The following is a 1,581-nucleotide window of genomic DNA, read 5'->3' as shown; positions in this document are numbered from 1 at the left end:
CTGATGGCGATGTGCCCCGACGAGAAGAACTGGCCCGCGAACGACTTGTTGGTCAGGATGCTCACGCTCGAGATCCGCGCGTAGGGGATGGACGTGATGGCGATCTTCTTACCCACGAACGAGTTGTCCTGGATGATGACCCGCCGGTCGGTGAGCCCCAGGAATCCGGTGCCCACCCCGATGGCGTCGTACACGGCGAGGATCTGCTCGCCCTGCATCAACCCCTGCTGGATCTTGTCGAGTTGATCCCGTCGATCGAATGGAATGCTCACCAACCCCCGCCTTTCGGCTCAGCGATGCTCCCGGATTTCGGTTCAGCGGCGCACGAACGGATAGCTGACCTTGGTCAGCTGCTCGGACAGCTCCCACAGCCGCCGCGCGGTCACCTCGTCCTTGGAGGCGGCGCTGGACGGGCTGGGCCCCGGGTAGCCGCGCATGCCGCGCAGCCCGGTGGGCCCGTAGAAGCCGCCCGGCTCGACCTCGGCGGTGGCGGCGAACAGCGTTGGCAGCGCGCCCATCTCGGCGCTCTGCGCGAACAGCCGGTTGCCGATCGACATCAGGGTGTCGTAGATCGACTCGGTGTGCCCCTGCAGGTCGGTGGCGGCATAGCCGGGGTGCGCGGCCACCGACAGCTTCGCCGATCCGGCGGCGTTCAGGCGGCGCTGCAGTTCCCGCGCGAACATCAGGTTGGCGAGCTTGGACTGGCCGTAGGCGGCCCAGCGCTGATAGCTGCGCCGCTCCCAGTCCAGGTCCTCGAGATCGATGCGGCCGATGGCGTGCATGCCCGAGGACAGCGTGACCACCCGGTCACGGATCTTGTCCAGCAGCAGCCCGGTCAGCGCGAAATGGCCGAGATGGTTTGTGCCGATCTGCATTTCGAAGCCCTCGGCGGTGCGCTTGAGCGGCACCGCCATCACGCCCGCGTTGTTGATCAGCACGTCCGCGCCGTCGACCGAGTCGGCGAACTCGTGCACCGAGGCGAGGTCGGCCAGGTCCAGGCGGCGCACCTGGGCGTTCGGGCCGATCCGATCGGCCACCGCTCTCGCCTTCACCTCATTGCGGCACGCCATGATCACCTTCGCGCCCGCGCCGGCGAGCGCTCGCGCGGTGGCCGCGCCCAGCCCGCTGTTGGCCCCGGTGACGATGAAGGTCCGGCCCGCTTGATCGGGGATGTCGGAGATGTCCCAGCCGCTCACGGGGTCGAGTCTAGGTGCGCGGAGGCGCGCACGTCCGATGTCGGCGTGAACCGTTCCCGGACGCGAGATTTGCCGACCGTCCCGGGCGGTGGCCGAGCGCGGCGTGTCCGTGTCCGATTCATCCCATTTGACCTGGGTGAGCGGTAGCGTCCGCGACCACGGACACCCTGATACTCGCGGGTTTGCTGGGCATTCTGGCTTGTGGCTGACATGGTGACCGACATCGGCACCGAGCCCGTCGAGACCGCGCGCGGCGGTGGCTTCGCCGGGCCTCGGGCTCGTGATCGTCGTCAACCTGATCGCGACCTTACTTCCTGGAAGGGTTCCACCCGGTGCTGCCCGACGATCCGTCCTGCTACCGGCTGCTGCACGATCTCGGCGTCCT

The 1,581-nt window shown here is 68.0% G+C and carries 2 protein-coding genes; both read right to left on the bottom strand.

Annotation, left to right across the window (positions count from 1 at the left end; all coding sequences use genetic code 11):
* On the bottom strand, positions 1-272 hold a 272-nt coding region (locus ACIRS4_RS36610; RefSeq protein ID WP_404204343.1), incomplete at its 3' end, for a PH domain-containing protein.
* Positions 273-314: 42 nt separating this feature from the next.
* Positions 315-1,196 carry an oxidoreductase gene (locus ACIRS4_RS36605; RefSeq protein WP_404204341.1) on the bottom strand — a complete coding sequence of 294 codons (882 nt, stop codon included), beginning with the start codon at positions 1,194-1,196 and terminating at the stop codon, positions 315-317.
* Between the last annotated feature and the right edge of the window lie 385 nt (positions 1,197-1,581).

The sequence above is a fragment of the Streptomyces sp. NPDC101166 genome (genome assembly GCF_044768125.1).
In the GTDB taxonomy this organism is placed as follows: Bacteria; Actinomycetota; Actinomycetes; order Streptomycetales; family Streptomycetaceae; genus Streptomyces.
This window is presented reverse-complemented; position numbering and strand designations above follow the sequence as displayed.